Source organism: Pseudocitrobacter sp. RIT415 (assembly GCF_003057695.2).
GTDB classification, from domain to species: domain Bacteria; phylum Pseudomonadota; class Gammaproteobacteria; order Enterobacterales; family Enterobacteriaceae; genus Pseudocitrobacter; species Pseudocitrobacter faecalis.
Genome location: NZ_QBJC02000008.1, coordinates 135259 through 151508, shown reverse-complemented (window position 1 = coordinate 151508; position 16250 = coordinate 135259). Strand labels below are relative to the sequence as shown.

Here is a 16250-nt window from a genome sequence, read left to right as displayed (position 1 = left end):
AGGCCGGATGAGCAATAGCGCCATCCGGCGTAAAACGTCACCCCAAATCCGCCATCAGCACTTTTGAGCGCCGCTGATAGTTATACATCTGCTTTTTGCTTTCCGGCAGCAACTCCACGTCCACCGGCTGGAATCCGCGCTCCTGGAACCAGTGAATGCTGCGCGTGGTCAGCACAAACAGTTTGCTCAGCCCCATCTGTTTAGCCTGCGTAGAGATGCGCTGCAACAGCACTTCCCCGCGTGATGAGCTTTGATAATCCGGATGCACCGCCACGCAGGCCATCTCGCCAATTTTCTCTTCCGGGAACGGATAGAGCGCCGCACAGGCGATGGTGGTGTTATCGCGCTGAATAATGGTGAATTTGTCGATCTCCATCTCCAGTTGTTCGCGGGAGCGGCGTACCAGAATACCCTGCTGCTCCAGCGGATGAATGAGATCGAGTATGCCGCCGATGTCGTTGATGGTGGCGCGGCGGATCTGCTCGGCGCTTTCCATCACAATCTGGGTTCCGATACCGTCGCGGGAGAAAAGCTCCTGCAACAGCGCGCCATCTTCCTGATAGCTGATTAAGTGACTGCGGCGCACACCGCTACGGCACGCCTTGACCGCACCGCGCAGGAAACGCACGGTGCCAGATAAGTAATCGCCTTCCTGCTCAAGCTCCTCAACGCGGGCCTGTGCTTCGTTGGGGAAAAGCTCTGGGACGATGTTGCCCTCACGATCGTAAACGCCCTGAGAAGAGCAGAAGCCGATCATCTTTTCTGCTTTCAGTTTGATAGCCAACTGCGTGGCAATCTCCTCGGAGGTAAGATTGAAGCTTTCGCCGGTGACAGAAACGGCGACCGGGCCCATGAGTACGATTGCGCCGCTGTCGAGCTGACGATGAATCGCTTCTTCATCGATACGACGAATGCGTCCGCTATGGCAGTAATCAACGCCATCATCAACGCCCAGCGGCTGGGCAATGATAAAGTTACCGCTCACCACGTTGATATGCGCCCCCTGCAACGGCGTATTGTTGAGGCTCATAGATAAACGCGCGGTGATATCAAGTTGTAACAATCCGGCTGCCTGTTTAACCAGTTCGAGGCTTTTGGCGTCGGTCACGCGAATTTGCTTATGGTAGATTGGCTCATGATGATGCGCTTCAAGATTGGCATCGATTTGCGGACGCGCGCCATAGACCAGCACCAGGCGAATTCCCAGGCTATGCAATAAGCCAATGTCATTGACAATACTGGAGAAATTGTCATGTTCGATGGCTTCTCCGCCCAGCATGATGACAAACGTTTTTCCCCGATGGGCATTGATATAGGGAACTGAATGACGAAACCCTTCGACCAGTTCGGTTTTACGTTCCTTCACCACGGCATGACCTCTCAGTGCATTTTTATTCGCAATAAATGTATTTTTATTCTGTTTTAGCCGTGAGTGCAAGCGCGAATTTTCCGCGAATGGGCAAAATGGATTCTGAAAAAGGGCTTAGCAAAAGAATGTTTACCCTTTTATAGATGACAGTTTATGCGCCTTTGGTTAAAGTTTTTGGTCAAACTTATTATGCGTAATACCAAAGTAAACATTTTTGGCTTGGGAGAAGCATGTCGGGAAGTCAGTCATTTAGCCGCCGCCGCCTGTTAAAAGGGGCGGGCGCCATGTGGTTATTAAGCGTCAGTCAGGTAGGTATGGCTGCCACAAGCCAGGTGGTGGCCGTACGCGTCTGGCCTGCGTCCAGCTATACGCGTGTGACGGTTGAGTCGAATCGGGAACTGAAATACCGACAGTTTGCGCTGAGCAACCCGGAACGTCTGGTGGTCGACCTTGAAGGCGTGAACCTGAACTCGGTGTTGAAAGGCATGACCGCGCAAATCCGTGCTGACGATCCCTTTATTAAATCCGCGCGCGTTGGGCAGTTCGATCCGCAAACCGTGCGAATGGTGTTTGAGCTTAAGCAGAACGTCACGCCACAGCTGTTTGCGCTGGCGCCGGTTGCCGGGTTTAAAGAGCGTCTGGTGATGGATCTGTACCCGGCGAATGCGCAGGATGTGCAGGATCCGCTGCTGGCGCTGCTGGAAGATTACAACCGCGGTGACCTCGATAAACAGGTTCCACCCGCGCAGAGTGGGCCGCAGCCTGGTAAGGCCGGGCGCGATCGCCCGATTGTGATCATGCTCGATCCGGGGCATGGCGGGGAAGACTCCGGCGCGGTGGGTAAATATAAAACGCGTGAAAAGGATGTGGTGCTGCAAATTGCCCGACGCCTGCGGTCGCTTATCGAGAAAGAGGGCAACATGAAGGTCTACATGACGCGAAATGAAGATATCTTTATTCCGCTGAAGGTGCGCGTGGCGAAAGCCCAGAAGCAGCGCGCGGATCTTTTTGTCTCTATTCACGCCGATGCTTTCACCAGCCGTCAGCCGAGCGGTTCCTCCGTCTTTGCGCTCTCAACCAAAGGCGCAACCAGTACCGCCGCGAAATTCCTCGCGCAGACTCAGAACGCCGCCGACTTAATCGGTGGGGTGAGTAAAAGCGGCGACCGCTACGTCGACCACACCATGTTCGATATGGTGCAGTCGCTGACCATCGCCGATAGCCTTAAATTCGGAAAGGCAGTGCTCCAGCATATGGGCAAAGTGAATAAGCTGCATAAGAACCAGGTTGAGCAAGCGGGCTTTGCGGTTCTGAAAGCACCGGATATTCCGTCGATCCTCGTCGAAACGGCGTTTATCAGTAACGTTGAAGAGGAGCGAAAGCTCAAGACGGCAACTTTCCAGCAGGCTGTTGCCGAGTCTATTCTGGCGGGAATAAAAGCCTATTTTGCCGATGGCGCGACGCTGGCGAGGCGATAAGACACAGGCAAAGAGCGCTACGGCGCTCTTTTTTATGGCTGGGGCAAATAACAGGCAAAAAAAAACACCCAAATGGGTGCTTGATTTTGTTGGTTGCGGGGGCCGGATTTGAACCGACGACCTTCGGGTTATGAGCCCGACGAGCTACCAGGCTGCTCCACCCCGCGTCCGTCTGTTACTCTTCCATCGAGTAACCTTTTCTCTTATGTACAATGTGTTGGTTGCGGGGGCCAGATTTGAACTGACGACCTTCGGGTTATGAGCCCGACGAGCTACCAGGCTGCTCCACCCCGCGTCCGTCTGTTACTCTCTTTCAAGTAACTCTTTTCACATTGTAATTGGTTGCGGGGGCCAGATTTGAACTGACGACCTTCGGGTTATGAGCCCGACGAGCTACCAGGCTGCTCCACCCCGCGTCCGTGGATGCGCACTATACTCTGCTCGCTTTCTGATGCAACTATTTTTTGATTTAAATGGTTATTTTTTCCGAAAACGCGTTAAAAAGCGCCAGCTCGGTTTGTTTTTTGTACGAAATTTCGCTCAGGGGACGTTATCACGTTTCAATAGGCCTGGCGGTTTGTTATCTTCTTCGGGCATTCACGATTTACGTAGAAGACGAGATACCATGAAAGGACGTTGGGCAAAGTATGTGGTAACGGGCGCAATGCTGGCGATGCTGGCTGCCTGTTCTTCCAAACCGACCGATCGCGGTCAACAGTATAAAGACGGGAAATTTACCCAGCCTTTCTCACTGGTCAATCAACCTGAGGCCGTCGGCGCGCCAATCAACGCCGGTGACTTTGCAGAGCAGGTTAATCAAATTCGCAGCGCGTCGCCGCGCCTGTATGGCAACCAGAGCAATGTGTATAACGCCGTGCAACAGTGGCTGCGTGCCGGGGGCGATACGCGCAACATGCGCCAGTTCGGCCTCGACGCCTGGCAGATGGAAGGTGCCGATAATTACGGTAACGTCCAGTTTACCGGCTACTACACGCCGGTAATTCAGGCGCGCCATACCCGTCAGGGTGAGTTCCAGTATCCGATTTACCGCATGCCGCCGAAGCGCGGAAAACTGCCATCACGCGCCAGTATTTATGCTGGTGGCCTGAGCGACAGCTACATCCTGGCCTACAGCAACTCGCTGATGGATAACTTCATTATGGATGTGCAGGGTAGCGGCTATATCGACTTTGGCGACGGTTCGCCGCTTAACTTCTTTAGCTATGCCGGTAAAAATGGCTGGCCTTATCGCAGTATTGGCAAAGTGTTGATCGACCGCGGGGAAGTGAAACGTGAAGATATGTCGATGCAGGCGATTCGTGAGTGGGGCGAAAAACACAGTGAAGCGGAAGTCCGCGAACTGCTGGAGCAGAATCCGTCGTTCGTCTTCTTTAAACCTCAATCGTTTGCGCCAGTAAAAGGTGCAAGCGCGGTGCCGCTGATTGGTCGTGCGTCTGTGGCATCGGACCGTAGCATTATTCCGGCAGGCACCACGCTGCTGGCGGAAGTGCCGCTGCTGGACAATAACGGCAAGTTTAACGGTCAATATGAGCTGCGTCTGATGGTCGCGCTGGATGTGGGTGGGGCGATTAAAGGCCAACACTTTGATATCTATCAGGGGATCGGCCCGGATGCCGGACACCGCGCAGGCTGGTATAATCACTATGGTCGCGTGTGGGTGCTGAAAACTGCGCCGGGCGCGGGGAATGTGTTTAGCGGCTGATGCAGACACCCTCACCCTAACCCTCTCCCTGAGGGAGAGGGAACCGATTGTGCTCGCTTTTCTCCCTCTCCCTCAGGGAGCGGGCCGGGGTGAGGGGAAGCCTTCACTCCCACTCTTAATGTATTTCAACTCCGAGGTTCTATGTCAGTTGTCATCAGTGACGCCTGGCGCCAGCGTTTTGGCGGCACGGCGCGGTTGTACGGTGAAAACGCGTTACAGCTCTTTGCGGGCGCGCACATTTGCGTGGTAGGTATCGGCGGTGTCGGCTGCTGGGCGGCGGAAGCGTTGGCGCGTACGGGTATTGGTGCTATCACGCTTATCGACATGGACGACGTCTGTGTGACCAACACCAACCGTCAGCTGCATGCGCTGACTGGCAATGTCGGGCAGGCCAAGGCGGAAGTGATGGCCGAGCGTATCCGCCAAATCAACCCGGAATGCCGCGTCACAGTGATAGATGATTTCGTTACTACGGAAAATGTCGCACAGTACATGAGCGCAGGCTATGACTATGTGATTGATGCCATCGACAGCGTGCGCCCTAAAGCGGCGCTGATTGCTTACTGTCGCCGTTATAAAGTGCCACTGGTGACCACCGGCGGGGCGGGCGGGCAAATCGACCCGACGCAGATTCAGGTCACCGATTTGGCGAAAACGATTCAGGATCCGCTGGCGGCTAAACTGCGTGAGCGGCTGAAGAGTGAATTCAACGTGGTGAAAAACAGTAAAGGCAAGCTGGGTGTAGACTGCGTGTTTTCAACTGAAGCGCTGGTTTACCCGCAATCGGATGGTTCAGTGTGTGCGATGAAAAGCACGGCGGAAGGGCCTAAACGGATGGATTGCGCCTCCGGCTTTGGCGCGGCGACGATGGTTACCGCAACCTTCGGTTTTGTTGCGGTGTCCCATGCGTTGAAAAAAATGATGGCAAAAGCGGAGCGTCAGGCCAGCGCCTGACGTGCAGCGTCGGTTACCGCTTCACTCAGGGCCGCCAGGCCCTGCGAGCGTGAAGCACTAAGTTGACCACGTAGCCCCAACTCATCAAACAGCGCCAGTGGGTCGGCTGAAGCCAGATCGCTGGCGCTTCTTCCTTCTACCGCTGTCAGCAACACAGCCAGCAGGCCACGCACAATTCTGCCTTCACTGTCACCAAAGAAATGCATCGCGCCCGATGGCGTGACCGTATAACCCAGCCAGACGCGATTTTCACAGCCGGGAATTTCCCGCGCCTGCGCTTTAAGATCGTCGCTGAGCGCCGGAAGCTGCTTGCCCAGCAAAATTACCTGTCGGTATTTCTCTTCCCACTGCTGCAGGGGCGCAAAAAGCTGGCGCAGCGAGTCGGGTGTCACGGTTGTGCCGAACGGGTGCCCGGCGAGGAGAGAAGCTGTCATTCGTCCACCAGTAATTCGAGTGCCCGATCAACGGCGTTGACCAGCGCGTAAACGTCATCTTGCGTATTATAGGGGGCAAAGGAAGCGCGCAGCGTGCCGCCCACGCCGAGGGCCGCCAGCAGCGGTTGTGCGCAGTGCTGCCCGGCGCGCAGGGCGATACCGTACTCTGCCAAAAGCGTAACCATATCGCTATGGTGAACGCCTTTAAAATCGAACGCCAGCAGGCTGGAATCCTGACAGCGGAAGGAACGGAACCCCGGTCGTTTCGCCAGTTCATCTTCTGCAAGCGTTGCCAGCCCTCGGCTCCAGTTTTCTGCCTGCACGATATCTGTCTCCGCAAGCCACTCCAGCGCGGCGCTCAGGCCAATAACGCCCGCTACGTTTGGCGTGCCTGCTTCCAGACGATAAGGTACCGGTTGCGTGGTAAAACCGTCGAAAGTGACTTCACTGATCATCTTGCCACCGCCAAGCCACGGCGACATCTCATCGAGAAGATCGCTTTTGCCGTACAGCGCGCCGATACCCGTCGGGCCATACAGTTTATGCCCGGAAAAAGCGTAGAAATCGATATCCAGCTGTTGCACATCCGCAGGGCAATGCACCGCGCCCTGCGCGCCGTCGACCATCACCACCATATTTGTCTGATGAGCAAGGGTAATGGCGCGAGCGAGATCCGGGCAGCCGCCGGTCACGTTGGACATTTGCCCCAGCGCCAGAATTTTACTGCGCGGTGTGATAAGCGAAGGCAGAAGATCGAGATTGGGCAGACGATCGCGTCCCAGCGGAAGCTTAACGATTTTCGCCCCGGTTTGTTGCGCAACCATCAGCCACGGTACCAGATTGGCGTGGTGCTCTGCTTCGCTAACAATAATCTCGTCACCCTCCTGCAAACGAGGCCGCGCGTAGCACTGCGCCACCATGTTGATGGCTTCTGTCGTACCGCGTGTCCAGACGATATTTTTGCCGGAAGGTGCGTTCAGCCACGCGGCAACTTGATCGCGTGCGGCTTCATAATGTGCGGTGAGCTTTTGCGCCTGCGCGAACTGGCTACGGTGGACGTTGCCTGCGCTGAGCGAATAGAAGTGTTGCGTGGCATCAATGACGGTCTGCGGTTTCAGGGCCGTGGCGGCGCTATCGAGATAGACGCCTGCATCGGCTAACGCAGGGAACTGGGCGCGAAACTGCGCGGGGTTAAAAGCGTTCATGATATTCCTCGGTTCAGTAGTGCGATCGTGGCGCAAAACTGGCCTTATGACAAGGCTTGTGCTAACCATCAGAATAATCTGGATATACTGGCGAAATCTGACCAGTGACATATGCTAAATAACGTTAGGCAAATGTTTTTGCCTGTTACGGAATATGAACTATCTGGCATAAATCGCTTAAAGGAGTAGAAGATGAAAAAGACTGCCGCAATTATTTCAGCTTGTGTAATGACCTTTGCCCTGGGCGCCTGTTCTTCCCCGAACTACGTCATGCACACGAATGATGGCCGTAGTATCGTCTCTGATGGTAAGCCGAAAACGGATGACGAAACCGGGATGATTTCTTACAAAGATGCCAACGGTAACAAGCAACAGATTAACCGTACCGACGTGAAAGAGATGGTTGCTCTGGAAGACTAAATCAGGCTGACAGGCAAAAAAAAGCACCGCAATTGGGCGGTGCTACATTAATCACTATGGACAGACAGGGTAAATGTACAGGAAGTGAAAAAGGGTAGCGTTGCTACCGTGGTCTGAATCGCAGACCAATTGCAAACACAACAACACAACATCACAACCGTAAGCCAAAAGCCCATCAGAACACGCATTCCGAAAAAAGCTTTTCGTTCCGGCTCAGGAAGTGCCGCCACTATAGGTATTTGCTGGTAGAAGCTCAACGGACAATTTATAATGGCTCAGATAAAAAAAACTAATAGGTTAAACGTTGTTTCCTATTTGTTAAATCCTATTAACATTTGGGTTCTGGGACCATGTCGAAGCGATTGCCACCACTGAATGCATTACGTGTATTTGATGCAGCAGCCCGCCATTTGAGTTTTACTCGCGCCGCCGATGAGCTTTTTGTGACGCAGGCCGCAGTAAGCCACCAAATCAAGTCACTTGAGGATTTTTTAGGACTGAAGCTGTTCCGTCGCCGCAATCGTTCACTGTTGCTCACGGAAGAGGGGCAGAGCTATTTCCTCGACATCAAAGAGATCTTTTCGCAATTAACCGAGGCAACGCGTAAACTACAGGCACGAAGTGCAAAAGGGGCGTTGACGGTCAGTTTATTGCCCAGTTTTGCCATTCAGTGGCTGGTGCCTCGTCTTACAAGCTTTAACTCAGCTTATCCGGGAATTGACGTCAGAATCCAGGCTGTCGACCGTCAGGAAGACAAGCTGGCTGACGATGTGGACGTGGCGATTTTTTATGGTCGCGGAAACTGGCCGGGTCTGCGTGTCGAAAAATTGTACGCAGAATATCTGCTTCCGGTGTGCTCGCCGCTGCTGCTGACGGGCGATAAAGCGCTCAAAACGCCGGCAGATCTCGCGAAGCATACCTTATTGCATGATGCTTCACGTCGTGACTGGCAAACCTATACCCGCCAGTTGGGGCTTAACCACATCAACGTGCAGCAAGGGCCGATCTTCAGCCATAGCGCAATGGTGCTACAGGCTGCCATTCATGGACAAGGCGTCGCGCTGGCGAATAACGTCATGGCGCAGTCGGAAATAGAAGCAGGTCGCCTGGTCTGCCCGTTTAATGATGTCCTGGTCAGTAAAAACGCTTTTTATCTGGTTTGTCATGACAGTCAGGCTGAACTGGGTAAAATAGCTGCCTTCCGGCAATGGATACTGGCGAAAGCGGCCAATGAACAAGAAACATTCCGCTTCCGTTACGAACAATAAATGAATTTAGGGTAATCGCATGACCAGCCGTTTTATGCTGATTTTCGCCGCCATTAGCGGTTTTATCTTTGTTGCACTGGGCGCTTTTGGCGCGCACGTGTTAAGCAAATCTCTGGGTGTTGTTGAGATGGGCTGGATCCAAACCGGCCTCGAGTACCAGGCGTTCCATACGCTGGCGATCCTCGGCTTATCCGTTGCGATGCAGCGTCGTATCAGCATCTGGTTCTACTGGAGCAGCGTCTTCCTGGCATTGGGTACCGTGTTATTCAGCGGCAGCCTTTACTGTCTGGCGCTCTCTCATTTACGCCTGTGGGCGTTTGTTACTCCGGTGGGGGGCGTTAGCTTCCTCGCGGGTTGGGCGCTGATGCTGGTCGGCGCTATTCGTCTTAAGCGTAAGGGTGTTGTTCATGAATAAGGTTGTGCTCTATTGCCGCCCTGGGTTTGAGAAAGAGTGTGCTGCGGAAATTACGGATAAAGCCGCACGCCGTGAAGTCTTTGGTTTTGCGCGAGTAAAAGAGAACTCGGGCTATGTGATTTTTGAGTGTTATCAGGAAGGCGAGGCCGATAAGCTGGCCCGTGAGCTGCCGTTCAGATCGCTGATTTTCGCCCGTCAGATGTTTGTTGTCGGTGAATTACTCAAAGATTTGCCGCCGGAAGATCGCATTACGCCGGTGGTCGGCATGTTGCAGGGTGTGGTCGAGAAAGGCGGCGATTTGCGCGTTGAAGTGGCGGACACCAATGAAAGCAAAGAACTGATGAAGTTCTGTCGCAAATTCACCGTGCCGCTGCGTTCGGCACTACGTGAAGCGGGCGTATTAGCGAAATACGAGACGCCAAAGCGCCCGGTCGTGCATGTGTTCTTTATCGCACCGGGGTGCTGCTACACCGGTTATTCCTACAGCACCAATAATTCCCCGTTCTATATGGGCATTCCGCGCCTTAAATTCCCATCCGATGCGCCAAGCCGTTCAACCCTGAAGCTGGAAGAGGCGTTCCATGTCTTTATTCCTGCCGATGAGTGGGATGAGCGCCTGGCGAACGGAATGTATGCGGTTGACCTCGGGGCTTGCCCTGGCGGTTGGACCTATCAGTTGGTAAAACGCAACATGTGGGTTTCCTCGGTCGATAATGGCCCGATGGCGCAAAGCCTGATGGATACCGGGCAGGTGACCTGGCTGCGCGAAGATGGTTTCCGCTATCGCCCGAGTCGTAACAACATCTCGTGGATGGTGTGCGATATGGTCGAGAAACCGGCGAAAGTCGCCGCGCTGATGGCGCAGTGGCTGGTAAATGGCTGGTGTCGCGAAACGATCTTCAACCTCAAGCTGCCAATGAAAAAGCGCTATGAAGAAGTGTCGTCAAACCTGGCGCACATTGAGCAGGCGCTGCAAGAACATGGCATTAATGCTGAGATTCAGGCGCGTCAGTTGTATCACGACCGCGAAGAAGTGACGGTACACGTGCGTCGCTGGTGGGCGGCGGTCGGTGGACGTCGCGACGAGCGGTGAGGCCTGACCCCTCACCCTAACCCTCTCCCACAGGGAGAGGGGACTGATTGTGCGTACCTCACAGAACTGAGCTGTCCCTAACCCTCTCCCGCAGGGAGAGGGGACTGATTGTGCGTATCTCACAGAACTGAGCTGTCCCTAACCCTCTCCCACAGGGAGAGGGGGCTGATTGTGCGTATCTCACAGAACTGAGCTGTCCCTAACCCTCTCCCGCAGGGAGAGGGGACTGATTGTGCGTTTCTCACAGAACTGAGCTGTCTTTCTCCCTCTCCCTGAGGGAGAGGGCGGGGTGAGGGGGCGTCCTACCGCACCAGCCGCAACTGCTGCAAATTCCCATCAAGCTGTAAATTCGTCTCCAGCCGTGCGACGTCACGGCAGATAAACGCCATCTCTTTATGTTCTTCAAGCTTTTTGCGCCACTTCTCCGGTACGTTATCCAGTTGCGTGTAAATCCCTTCCAGCGATTCAAACTCATTGAGCAACTGGGTGGCGCTCTTGGGCCCGATTCCCGCGACACCCGGCACTTTTGAACTGCTGATCCCCGCCAGCCCCCAATAATCTGGCAATTGTTGCGGCGTGACGCCAAATTCGCTGGCGATAAACGGCGCATCCAGCCAGCGTTTCTGGAAGTAATCACGAATGCGAATGGTGGGCGAGAGTAACTGACAGTAGCCTTTGTCCGTGGACACAATCGTTGCCTGATGCCCGGCCTGCGCGACTTTTACCGCAAGCGTTGCCGCAAGATCGTCGGCTTCGCTGCCCGGCAGGGCCCAGCATCTGAAGCCGCGCTGTTCGAACGCCGCACGTAATGCCGGCATCTCTTCTATCAGCGTATCCGGCATTGGGGCGCGGCCCGCTTTATAGTCGGGCAGACGCTGATGTCGCCAACCCTGGCCCCGCTCTTCATCATCAAATACGGCGACGACGTGCGTGGGCTGGCTGTGAGCAATGAGTTGCTCCAGCGCCCGCAGGCACGTTTCACCGCAGGGGGAACCCTGCACGGCATGAATGCGGCGAATCAAATTAAGCGCGTCGACGATAAGCAGATGAACGGACACCGGGACCTCCTTGTAACAATTGAGGCTAGGGTAACATTTGCATCAGGGGGAGGCTACGCGGGATAAAAAATCAGGAAGGAGGCTCGCAAAAAAACTGCCCGGCGCAGCGTGCCACCGGGCAGTTGGGGGGATTAATCGCAGGCAACCACTTTCATTGCCAGGCCGCCGCGAGAGGTTTCGCGATACTTGGCGTTCATGTCTTTGCCTGTTTCATACATCGTCTCGATAACCTTATCGAGGCATACGCGCGGCTGGCTGGTTCGACGCAGCGCCATACGGGCTGCGTTGACCGCTTTCACAGAGGCGATCGCGTTACGCTCGATGCACGGCACCTGAACCTGACCCGCAACCGGGTCGCAGGTTAAACCGAGGTTGTGCTCCATGCCGATTTCCGCGGCGATGCACACCTGCGCCGGGCTGCCGCCCAATAGTTCTGCCAGACCTGCGGCGGCCATAGAACAGGCCACGCCGACTTCGCCCTGACAGCCCACTTCCGCGCCGGAAATTGAGGCATTCATTTTGTAAAGCGAGCCGATGGCGCTGGCTACCAGCAGATAGCGCGCCAGCGAGTTGGCGTTCACTTCACGGATAAATTTGTCGTAGTACGCCAGCACTGCCGGAACAATCCCGCAGGCGCCGTTCGTTGGCGCGGTGACCACGCGTCCGCCAGCGGCGTTTTCTTCATTGACCGCCAGCGCGAACATGTTGATCCAGTCAACGACCGCCATCGGGTCACTGCTGATTTTATCCTGGCTAACCAGCATGCGGCGCAGCGCGGAGGCACGGCGCGGTACGCGCAGTTTACCCGGCAGGACGCCTTCGGTGGTGGTGCCATGTTCTATGCCGCCTTTCATCACCGCCCAGACGTCAGCAAAGTGCTTTTCCAGCTCTTCTTTGCTGTGTAACGCCAGTTCGTTTTGCATCATCAGGCCTGAGAGGGAGAGCCCCGTTTCCTGGCAATGACGCTGTAAATCTGCCGCGCTGCTATACGGATAAGGTACGGCGACAGGCGCTTCAGCCTGCAGGCCGAAGTGCTCTTCATCGACGATAAAGCCACCGCCGATGGAATAATAGGTTTTGCTGTAAACCGCTTTTTCGTCCACCAGTGCGGTGATGCGCATGCCGTTTTCATGCAAAGAGAGGTTGTCGGCATGGAAATTCATGCACTTATCAACCGGGAACTCCACTTCATGCTGGCCGTTTGCCAGCAGTAAACGACCGTGGGTATTCACGTCCTGAATAAAACCAGGAATGCTGTCGATATCGACGGTGTCCGGCAGGTTACCCGCCAGGCCCATGATGATGGCGATATCGGTATGGTGGCCCTTCCCGGTGAGGGAGAGTGAGCCGTAAACATCGACGACGACGCGGGTGATGTCGGTCAGGATCCCACGCGCAATCAAGTCGTCCGTGAATTGTTTGCCTGCTTTCATTGGCCCGACAGTATGAGAGCTGGAGGGACCAATGCCGATTTTGAAAATATCGAATACGCTGATCATGATGCGTCCATTGCTGTAGGAGAAGAAGAGACGCGCCGCCCGAAGGCGGCGCGGGGGATTAGCTGAACAGAGAGTAGAAGATAGCGGAGATAGCAATCAGACCCATAACCACAACGAATACGTTGCTGATGTGGCCGCTGTATTTACGCATCGCCGGTACTTTCTGAATTGCATACATCGGCATCAGGAACAGAATCATCGCGATAACCGGGCCGCCCAGGGTTTCAATCATACCCAGGATGCTTGGGTTCAGGGTTGCCACAATCCAGGTGGTAACCAGCATGAACAGCGCAGTGATTTTGTTCAGTTTGTTGATTTCGATGGATTTGCCTTTGCCACGCAGAGACTTAATCACCATCCCGTTGAAGCCTTCACGTGCGCCCAGGTAGTGGCCCAGGAACGATTTCGTGATAGCGATAATCGCGATGATTGGCGCCATCCATTCGATGAAGGAGACGTTAAAGTGGTTCGCCAGGTAAGACAGAATCGAGATGTTCTGTGCTTTCGCCGCCGCCAGGTCTGCCGGAGTCAGGCTCAGTACGCAGCTGAAGACGAAGAACATTACGGTCAGCACCATCATGATGTGCGCGCAAGCCAGGATTTTAGAACACTTCTTCTCAGCACCCTGACCGTACTCTTCACGTTTCGCGACGGCGAAAGAGGAGATGATCGGTGAGTGGTTGAAGGAGAAGACCATAACCGGGATAGCCAGCCACAGTGTCATCCACAGACCGTTACCGGTAGAGGTCGCAGAGCTCAGGGACAGGGTTTCCAGCGCCGCGCCGTTCCACTGTGGGATGAGGTACAGAGCAAGTAGCATCAGGGCTGCTACGAACGGGAACACCAGAATACTCATCGCTTTAACAATCATCTGCTCGCCGAAGCGCACGATGGTCATCATACCGACGATCAGAATCAGCGACAGAATCGCACGCGGCGGAGCAGTCATCTGCAGCTGGTGCGTCATGAAGCTTTCTACGGTGTTGGTGATGGCTACGCTGTATACCAACAGAATCGGATAGATAGCGAAGAAGTAGAGCAGGGTAATCAGTTTACCTGCGCCCACGCCGAAGTGTTCTTCAACCACTTCCGTGATGTCTTCACCCGGATTTTTACCGGACAGCACGAAGCGGGTCAGACCGCGGTGTGCGAAGAAGGTCATTGGGAAGGCAAGAATGGCCATGATAATCAGCGGGATCATACCGCCGACGCCTGCGTTGATCGGCAGGAACAGAACGCCCGCGCCGATTGCTGTACCGTACAGACCCAGCATCCACATGGTATCTGTTTTGCGCCATCCGCTAGCGGATTGTGTTGACGCGATGGTGCTGGTTTGAGTGCTTTCCATCTGTATCTCCTGGAGGACTAAAATTGCCGGTTTTTAGTTAAATCCAATGGAATTAAGACCGACAGTAATATGAAATCTTTTCAGTGACGGTTTTTTTATGATTTTCCACCCATCACTACGACGGGGCGGAAAGATACATTTAACTGATGAATCTATCAGTGATCATGATCCCAAATGTAATAATTCACTCCTCTTCGCTGTGTTTGCAGTTCATCTGCCTGTGATTGTTATTTAGGCGGAAATTTATGGGCGCGAAAGCTAGCATTAGCAGTATGGTTGGTAAATAGGCAGGAGTGTAAATACGCGGATTGCACTAATAAAAGTATTAAAAATAGCGTTTTAGACGGTTTATTTCTCTTTGTTGTTAATAATTCACGCTTTGGTCTTCAGGCAAACGCCCGGGATTGAGTGATTAACAATAAGGAATTGTTGTCATTTTTAGTTCAACGCCATTAGATGAAGTGAGGGGATAAACGTAACGGGGTGGGGTTTTATGCTAATAGATTCAACGGCCAGGAAGGGATAAGTCGCCCGGCAGGCGGGCGACATGGTGGCAGGCTTTATCAGGCCATGATTTCGTAGCAAGGGATATAAGCGGAGCCTGGCAGCTTCATACGGTGCTGGGCGACAAAGCCCTGCAACAGATCATCCATGCGGCGCATCATCGCTTTGTCGCCGTGGATTTTGTAAGGCCCAAACTCTTCGATAGCCCGAATACCTACTTCCTTCACATTACCGGCGACGATACCCGAGAAGGCGCGGCGCAGGTCAGCGGCGAGGACTTCAACCGGCTGGTCCGGATAAAGTTTCAGGTTCGCCATGTTTTCGTGGGTCGGTTCGAACGGCATCTGCAGATCTGGCGCGATTTTAATCGACCAGTTAAAGCTATAAGCATCACCCGTATCACGGCGGTTTTCTTTCACCAGCGGCATCGCTTTCTTCATCTGACGGGCCACTTCCGCGGCGTCGTCGATGATGATTTTGTAGTGACGACGCGCGCTTTCACCCAGCGTATGGACGATAAACTCATCCAGCACGCGGAAGTAATCGGCGCTCTCTTTCGGCCCGGTAAGGATGAGCGGTAGCACCTGATTTTTGTTCGCCGGGTTCATCAGAATACCAAGGAGATACAGCAGCTCTTCCGCTGTACCGACGCCGCCGGGGAAGATTATGATGCCGTGCGCGATCCGAACAAACGCTTCGAGACGTTTTTCGATATCCGGCATGATAATCAGTTCGTTAACCAGCGGGTTAGGTGGCTCAGCGGCGATGATTGACGGTTCAGTCATGCCAATAAAACGGCCTTCTTTGTAACGCTGCTGCGCGTGACCAACCGCCGCACCTTTCATGGGCGCTTCCATTGCACCAGGGCCGCAGCCGGTGCAGATATTCAGTTCGCGCAGGCCAAGCTGATTCCCCACGCGGCGCGCGTAGAGGTACTCGTTTTCGTTAATCGAGTGACCGCCCCAGCAAACGACCATACTTGGCGCTTCGCCGACGTGTAGCGCACGGGCGTTGCGCAGAATGCTGAAGACCAGGTTAGTAATATGCGTAGAGCTTTCCAGATCAAGATTCGGGAAGCGTACGGTGTTGTGGATTTGGCCATAAACGAACAGGATATCGCGCAGAACGGCAAACAGGTTGGCCTGCAGCGAGCGAATAATATGGCCATCAACAAACGCCTCTTCTGGCGGGTTGATGAGTTCCAGCTTCACGCCGCGCTCGCGGCGCAGCACGTTAATATCGAAATTCTCAAAACGTGACAGCAATTCTTTACTGTTATCGGTCAGGCTGCCTGAATTCAGTACCGCCAGCGAGCAGTTACGAAACAGATGGTACAGGTCGCTGCTGGCCGTGCGTTTAAGCATGTCGACTTCCAGCTGCGACAACATATCCATTGAGCCAAGCGGGCTAATATGTGTAATCAAGTGAGCTCCTTACGGGACGAGAATCGTCTTCCCTGCTGATTACAATAGCCTTGCCTGT

The 16250-nt window shown here is 54.2% G+C and carries 14 protein-coding genes and 3 tRNA genes; 7 read left to right on the top strand and 10 right to left on the bottom strand.

All coding sequences use genetic code 11. The annotated features are described in order from the left end of the window. Nucleotides 1–37 precede the first annotated feature (37 nt). Nucleotides 38–1369, bottom strand: coding sequence for an amino-acid N-acetyltransferase (argA, locus tag DBY68_RS10845; RefSeq protein WP_108477171.1), 1332 nt, complete (start codon nucleotides 1367–1369; stop codon nucleotides 38–40). A gap of 230 nt (nucleotides 1370–1599) precedes the next feature. Between argA and amiC the strand changes: the two genes are divergently transcribed. Continuing rightward, the gene (gene amiC, locus DBY68_RS10840) at nucleotides 1600–2847 is read left to right on the top strand and encodes an N-acetylmuramoyl-L-alanine amidase AmiC (RefSeq protein ID WP_108477170.1); all 1248 of its coding nucleotides are present in this window, start codon (nucleotides 1600–1602) and stop codon (nucleotides 2845–2847) included. A gap of 90 nt (nucleotides 2848–2937) precedes the next feature. Here amiC and DBY68_RS10835 read toward each other — a convergent pair. The 3 genes from DBY68_RS10835 to DBY68_RS10825 form a co-directional block, all read right to left on the bottom strand. After that, a tRNA-Met gene (locus tag DBY68_RS10835) sits at nucleotides 2938–3014 on the bottom strand. Nucleotides 3015–3065: 51 nt separating this feature from the next. Continuing rightward, nucleotides 3066–3142 (bottom strand) — tRNA-Met (locus DBY68_RS10830). A 44-nt stretch (nucleotides 3143–3186) separates the two neighbouring features. Next, nucleotides 3187–3263 (bottom strand) — tRNA-Met (locus tag DBY68_RS10825). Nucleotides 3264–3472: 209 nt separating this feature from the next. Here DBY68_RS10825 and mltA point away from each other — a divergent pair. After that, on the top strand, nucleotides 3473–4570 hold the full coding sequence (gene mltA, locus DBY68_RS10820; RefSeq protein WP_108477169.1) for a murein transglycosylase A: 1098 nt from the start codon (nucleotides 3473–3475) through the stop codon (nucleotides 4568–4570). 141 nt (nucleotides 4571–4711) lie between these two features. Further along, entirely contained in the window at nucleotides 4712–5524 is an 813-nt protein-coding gene (gene tcdA, locus DBY68_RS10815) for a tRNA cyclic N6-threonylcarbamoyladenosine(37) synthase TcdA (RefSeq protein WP_108477168.1), read from the top strand. Here the strand turns inward: tcdA and csdE are convergent. Beyond that, nucleotides 5509–5958, bottom strand: coding sequence for a cysteine desulfurase sulfur acceptor subunit CsdE (gene csdE / locus DBY68_RS10810; protein ID WP_108477167.1), 450 nt, complete (start codon nucleotides 5956–5958; stop codon nucleotides 5509–5511). The genes tcdA and csdE overlap by 16 nt on opposite strands. Continuing rightward, nucleotides 5955–7163: a cysteine desulfurase CsdA gene (csdA, locus tag DBY68_RS10805; protein WP_108477166.1), complete on the bottom strand. Its 1209-nt coding sequence runs from the start codon at nucleotides 7161–7163 to the stop codon at nucleotides 5955–5957. The genes csdE and csdA overlap by 4 nt, the downstream gene beginning before the upstream one ends. Nucleotides 7164–7355: 192 nt before the next feature. Here csdA and DBY68_RS10800 point away from each other — a divergent pair, with 192 nt between their 5' ends. The 4 genes from DBY68_RS10800 to rlmM all read left to right on the top strand — a co-directional run bounded on the left by DBY68_RS10800 (nucleotide 7356) and on the right by rlmM (nucleotide 10359). Beyond that, on the top strand, nucleotides 7356–7583 hold the full coding sequence (locus tag DBY68_RS10800) for a YgdI/YgdR family lipoprotein (protein WP_015963218.1): 228 nt from the start codon (nucleotides 7356–7358) through the stop codon (nucleotides 7581–7583). A gap of 350 nt (nucleotides 7584–7933) precedes the next feature. Continuing rightward, nucleotides 7934–8851, top strand: a complete 918-nt coding sequence (gene gcvA, locus DBY68_RS10795; RefSeq protein ID WP_015963219.1) for a glycine cleavage system transcriptional regulator GcvA — start codon at nucleotides 7934–7936, stop codon at nucleotides 8849–8851. Nucleotides 8852–8870: 19 nt separating this feature from the next. After that, nucleotides 8871–9266 carry a DUF423 domain-containing protein gene (locus tag DBY68_RS10790; protein ID WP_108477165.1) on the top strand — a complete coding sequence of 132 codons (396 nt, stop codon included), beginning with the start codon at nucleotides 8871–8873 and terminating at the stop codon, nucleotides 9264–9266. Further along, complete coding sequence (gene rlmM, locus DBY68_RS10785) at nucleotides 9259–10359, top strand: 23S rRNA (cytidine(2498)-2'-O)-methyltransferase RlmM (RefSeq protein WP_108477164.1); 1101 nt, start codon at nucleotides 9259–9261, stop codon at nucleotides 10357–10359. Before DBY68_RS10790 ends, rlmM begins: the two co-directional genes overlap by 8 nt. A gap of 302 nt (nucleotides 10360–10661) precedes the next feature. On the opposite strand, the gene xni is transcribed toward rlmM, so the two are convergent. The 4 genes from xni to ppnN all read right to left on the bottom strand — a co-directional run bounded on the left by xni (nucleotide 10662) and on the right by ppnN (nucleotide 16192). Then, entirely contained in the window at nucleotides 10662–11417 is a 756-nt protein-coding gene (xni, locus tag DBY68_RS10780) for a flap endonuclease Xni (protein ID WP_108476337.1), read from the bottom strand. Between the two features lie 131 nt (nucleotides 11418–11548). Further along, the gene (locus DBY68_RS10775) at nucleotides 11549–12916 is read right to left on the bottom strand and encodes an L-serine ammonia-lyase (protein ID WP_108476338.1); all 1368 of its coding nucleotides are present in this window, start codon (nucleotides 12914–12916) and stop codon (nucleotides 11549–11551) included. 58 nt (nucleotides 12917–12974) lie between these two features. Further along, nucleotides 12975–14264, bottom strand: coding sequence for an HAAAP family serine/threonine permease (locus DBY68_RS10770; protein ID WP_108476339.1), 1290 nt, complete (start codon nucleotides 14262–14264; stop codon nucleotides 12975–12977). 563 nt (nucleotides 14265–14827) lie between these two features. Next, nucleotides 14828–16192 (bottom strand): nucleotide 5'-monophosphate nucleosidase PpnN, encoded by a 1365-nt coding sequence (ppnN, locus tag DBY68_RS10765; protein ID WP_108476340.1) that lies wholly within the window; start codon nucleotides 16190–16192, stop codon nucleotides 14828–14830. Between the last annotated feature and the right edge of the window lie 58 nt (nucleotides 16193–16250).

Coding starts and splice junctions, on each gene's coding strand:
- mltA (WP_108477169.1), top strand. CDS start 3,473: ATGAAAGGACGTTGGGCAAAGTATGTGGTAACGGGCGCAATGCTGGCG.
- tcdA (WP_108477168.1), top strand. CDS start 4,712: ATGTCAGTTGTCATCAGTGACGCCTGGCGCCAGCGTTTTGGCGGCACG.
- DBY68_RS10770 (WP_108476339.1), bottom strand. CDS start 14,264: ATGGAAAGCACTCAAACCAGCACCATCGCGTCAACACAATCCGCTAGC.
- csdE (WP_108477167.1), bottom strand. CDS start 5,958: ATGACAGCTTCTCTCCTCGCCGGGCACCCGTTCGGCACAACCGTGACA.
- amiC (WP_108477170.1), top strand. CDS start 1,600: ATGTCGGGAAGTCAGTCATTTAGCCGCCGCCGCCTGTTAAAAGGGGCG.
- DBY68_RS10790 (WP_108477165.1), top strand. CDS start 8,871: ATGACCAGCCGTTTTATGCTGATTTTCGCCGCCATTAGCGGTTTTATC.
- csdA (WP_108477166.1), bottom strand. CDS start 7,163: ATGAACGCTTTTAACCCCGCGCAGTTTCGCGCCCAGTTCCCTGCGTTA.
- DBY68_RS10800 (WP_015963218.1), top strand. CDS start 7,356: ATGAAAAAGACTGCCGCAATTATTTCAGCTTGTGTAATGACCTTTGCC.
- DBY68_RS10775 (WP_108476338.1), bottom strand. CDS start 12,916: ATGATCAGCGTATTCGATATTTTCAAAATCGGCATTGGTCCCTCCAGC.
- gcvA (WP_015963219.1), top strand. CDS start 7,934: ATGTCGAAGCGATTGCCACCACTGAATGCATTACGTGTATTTGATGCA.
- rlmM (WP_108477164.1), top strand. CDS start 9,259: ATGAATAAGGTTGTGCTCTATTGCCGCCCTGGGTTTGAGAAAGAGTGT.